Source organism: Sphingorhabdus sp. (genome assembly GCF_044357595.1).
Taxonomy (GTDB): Bacteria; Pseudomonadota; Alphaproteobacteria; order Sphingomonadales; family Sphingomonadaceae; genus Sphingorhabdus_B.
The window spans coordinates 1-4098 of the sequence record NZ_JBIKPH010000169.1 but is presented as its reverse complement, the minus strand read 5'-3'; the positions used below and the strand labels follow the sequence as shown (position 1 = coordinate 4098).

The window sequence follows — 4098 nt, the reverse complement described above, 5'->3', positions numbered from 1 at the left end:
TGGAGCGGGTAAGGGGAATCGAACCCCTCTAGCTAGCTTGGAAGGCTAGTGCATTACCACTATGCTATACCCGCGACGGACCAAGTGGCCGTTGGAAGCGCAGCTATTGCCATTATCCGGCGCAAGCGTCAACGCCCTCATTTGCAAAAGACAGGGCCGCAAAAGCGGCCCTGTCCATTATCTGTTAGATGGCATCAATGCTTCTTGTCGGCCCAGATGGTCCGATATGACATGAACGCCAATATGGTGAAGATTAAGAGGAAGCCGAGCGCAGCCCAACCCGCGCTCTTGCGGTTTTCCATCTTCGGTTCAGCGGTCCAAGTTAGGAAAGCCGAGACGTCTTTCGCCATCTGCGCTCTGGTTGCCTTGGTACCATCATCATAGGTGACCAAATCGTCAGATGCGATTGGGTTAGCCATAGCGATGTTCAAATTGGCAAACCATGGGTTGAAGTGAAGGCCAGGAGGTGTGGCTGCGTCAGGGAATTCCTTCAGCAGCTCTTTGCCTTCTTCATTCTTATAGCCAGCTTGATCCCGGTAACCGAGCAGCAATGAATACAGATAAGCAGGGCCGTTTTCACGTGCCTTGGTAATCAATGAGAGATCGGGTGGAAGCGCATTGTTGTTCGCCGCACGTGCCGCAGTTTCATTCGCAAATGGCGAAGGAATTTTATCGGCAGGGATGCCGGGACGTGTTGCGGGCTCACCTGTTTCCGGGTTAATGCTTGGCACTTCGGTTTTCCAACCCTTGGCCAATGCCTTCACCTGATCTTCGGAATAACCCAAAGCGGCGAAGTCGCGGAACGCAACCAGCTTCAGGCTGTGGCACGCCGCACAAACTTCGGAATACACCTTCAACCCGCGCTGCAGTTGACCGCGGTCAAATTTGCCAAGCGGACCATCATGCGCGAATGTGACCGGCAAGGTCTCTTCGTGGAACCCAGCTTCAACGGTGGGCAAAGCAGGCTCCTTAATCGCCGAAACGACGGTGTCCCCAAGACCAAGCAACAGCATGCCGCTGAAAAACAGGCCTACTAAAAAAGCAATTAAACGAACCATGATTATGCTTTCCCTGTTTTACGCAGCCGCTGGAAGCGGTTTGCCAGTGACGGCTTCGGTGATTGAATTCGGCAACGCAAGCGGCCGTTCAATGCGCGAAACAATCGGCAGAATGATCAAAAAGTGGGCGAAATAATATGCCGCTGCAATCTGGCTGAGCACGACCCACTGTGTGTACGGAGGCTTGCCACCGCAATAGGTCAGGACGACCAAGCTTGGTATCAGGCCGTACCAGAAGAACTTGCGGAACAGCGGGCGATAATGACCCGAACGCACTGGTGACGTGTCCAGCCAAGGCAGGAAGAACAACAGCAGGATCGAACCAAACATCGCAAGCACGCCCATCAACTTGGCTTCAATAATGATGATGCCCGTGAACGGAATGCCGAAGTCGACAGTGAATGCCTTCAAAATCGCGTAGAATGGCAAGAAATACCATTCAGGCACAATATGCGCTGGTGTCGAAAGCGGGTTCGCCGGAATATAGTTATCTGGGTGACCCAACATATTTGGTGCAAAGAATGTCACTGCAACAAAGAGGATCAAGAAGATGCCAAGGCCGAAGCCGTCCTTCGCGGTGTAATAGGGGTGGAACGGAACTGTGTCCTGTTCGCCCTTTACGCTGACGCCGGTTGGGTTCGAAGACCCAGGAATGTGCAATGCCCAAACGTGCAGGATGATGACGCCTGCAATAACGAACGGCATCAGATAGTGCAGCGAGAAGAAACGGTTCAGAGCCGCTTGGTCTGGCGCAAAGCCGCCAAGCAACAACTGACGCAGTGGCTCACCCACCAAAGGAATCGCGGAGAAGAAGCCAGTGATAACCTGCGCCCCCCAGAAGCTCATTTGGCCCCATGGAAGCACATAGCCCATAAACGCAGTCGCCATCATCAAAAGGAAGATAGTGACACCAAGCAACCAGATCATTTCACGCGGCGCTTTGTATGAACCGTAGAACAGACCGCGGAAGATATGGATATACACCACGATGAAGAAGAAGCTTGCGCCGTTCATATGCGCATACCGCAAGAACCAACCGGCGTTCACGTCGCGCATAATGTGCTCAACGCTATTGAAAGCGCCGTCCACGCTTGCATAATAATGCATGGCAAGGACAATGCCGGTGACAATCTGTATAACCAACGCGACGCCCGCAAGGACACCAAAGTTCCAGAAATAATTCAAATTGCGTGGAACCGGATAGCCGGCGCCAACTGCGTTATAAACGAGGCGCGGCAAGGGGAGGCGTTCATCCACCCACTTAGATACCGTGCCCTGCGGCTTATACTCTTGTGCCCAAGGGAAGCTCATTACGTTCTAGCTCCTCAACCGATTTTAACGACTGTGTCAGAAAGGAATGCATATTCCGGAACGTTAAGGTTCAGCGGCGCTGGACCCTTCCGAATACGCGCGGCGGTGTCATAATGCGAGCCATGGCATGGGCAGAAATAGCCACCAAATTCGCCCTTAACTTCGCCAGAGGCGGCGCCCAGCGGCACACAACCCAAATGGGTGCAGACGCCAAGCGTGATCAACCAATTTTCTTTGCCAGGCTTGGTACGCTCGGCAAGTGTTTGCGGGTCACGTAGTGAACCCACATCAACCTTGTTTGCCGCTTCGATTTCAGCAGGCGTGAGGTTGCGAATAAATACTGGCTGCTTGCGCCAGCTGGTCTTGATAGCTTGACCAGGCTCGATTGCGGCAATGTCAAACTCAACAGAGGCTTGCGCAAGCACGTCTGCGCTTGCGCTCATTTGCGAGACCAAAGGCATGGCGACCGCTGCGGCGCCAACGCCGGCAAAACTGACGGTTGCGATATGGATGAAATCGCGGCGACGCACGCCTTCACCCTCGGTTGTATCCTGAGCCGCGCTCACAACAGGAGCTGCGGGCTTAACCTTGCTGGCTGCCTTCGTCAGCTTTTTTCCTGTGCCATTTGTCTTTTTGACTGTCGACATAATCTGCCCTTTTTGCGTCGCGGAACGGGTCCGCGCAATATCTTCAAAATCCTATCGCTTTGGCCATGCGTGCTCATTCCGGCGCATGTCTAAGGCGATTCAGCGGCCTGATAGACGGCTTTCAAGCAATTTGCCAACAAGGAATTTAGCCGCCAATGTGACAAATGACGCCAGCTTAGTTGCATTTTACAAAACCAACGCAAATTGGCCGCAAAAGCTTGCTTATGGCAACATAATGGGCCTAAAGGGCGCAAATTTTAAACAATTATTGTTGGAGTATACGCCATGGCGACGTGGACGCCGGACAGATGGAGAGACGCGACGGGCATTCATATGCCTGTGTATAAGGACGCTGCTGCGTTGGCTGCAACAGAACATACGCTGCGCAATTACCCCCCGCTGGTGTTCGCAGGTGAAGCACGCAACCTGACCGCGGACCTCGCCAAGGTTGCGGACGGCAAGGCGTTCCTGCTGCAGGGCGGCGACTGTGCCGAGAGCTTTGCCGAGTTCCACCCCGACAATATCCGCGACACCTTCCGCGTTATCTTGCAAATGGCAGTCGTGCTAACCTTTGCTGGTAAGCTTCCCGTGGTGAAGCTTGGCCGGATGGCAGGTCAATTCGCCAAGCCGCGCTCCACGCCGACTGAAACGATCAATGGCGTTGAGCTGCCAAGCTATTTTGGCGACATTATCAACGATATTGAATTCGTTGCCGAAGGTCGGGAGCCCGACCCAGCGCGCATGGTCCGCGCTTATAGTCAGGCAGCGTCGACGCTCAATCTGCTGCGCGCCTTTTCCAATGGCGGTTATGCAAATCTGCAGCAGGTCAATGCCTGGACGCATGATTATATGGGCCGGTCTCCATGGGCGCAGAAATACAAAGAAACGGCTGATCGTATCAGCGAGGCTTTGGCCTTTATGGAGGCGTGTGGCATCACGCCAGAGACCGTGCCGCAAATTAAGGGCACCAGTTTCTATACCAGCCATGAAGCTTTGTTGCTGCCTTATGAGCAGGCGATGACGCGGCAGGACAGCCTGACCGGTGGATGGTATGACACATCCGCGCATTTCCTATGGATTGG

4 protein-coding genes and 1 tRNA gene are annotated in these 4098 nt (G+C 53.8%); 1 reads left to right on the top strand and 4 read right to left on the bottom strand.

Translation table 11 applies throughout. The features are described from left to right. From ACIQ2T_RS12260 to petA, 4 genes are all read right to left on the bottom strand, one after another. A tRNA-Gly gene (locus tag ACIQ2T_RS12260) sits at positions 1-74 on the bottom strand. Between the two features lie 120 nt (positions 75-194). Then, positions 195-1058 carry a cytochrome c1 gene (locus tag ACIQ2T_RS12255; RefSeq protein WP_397591059.1) on the bottom strand — a complete coding sequence of 288 codons (864 nt, stop codon included), beginning with the start codon at positions 1056-1058 and terminating at the stop codon, positions 195-197. An 18-nt stretch (positions 1059-1076) separates the two neighbouring features. Then, the gene (locus ACIQ2T_RS12250) at positions 1077-2369 is read right to left on the bottom strand and encodes a cytochrome bc complex cytochrome b subunit (protein WP_397585466.1); all 1293 of its coding nucleotides are present in this window, start codon (positions 2367-2369) and stop codon (positions 1077-1079) included. A gap of 14 nt (positions 2370-2383) precedes the next feature. After that, positions 2384-3016 (bottom strand): ubiquinol-cytochrome c reductase iron-sulfur subunit, encoded by a 633-nt coding sequence (gene petA, locus ACIQ2T_RS12245; RefSeq protein ID WP_397591058.1) that lies wholly within the window; start codon positions 3014-3016, stop codon positions 2384-2386. Positions 3017-3301: 285 nt separating this feature from the next. On the opposite strand from petA, the gene ACIQ2T_RS12240 reads away from it, so the two are divergent. Next, positions 3302-4098 (top strand): 3-deoxy-7-phosphoheptulonate synthase (locus ACIQ2T_RS12240; RefSeq protein WP_397591057.1); only part of this gene is annotated, 797 nt, incomplete at its 3' end.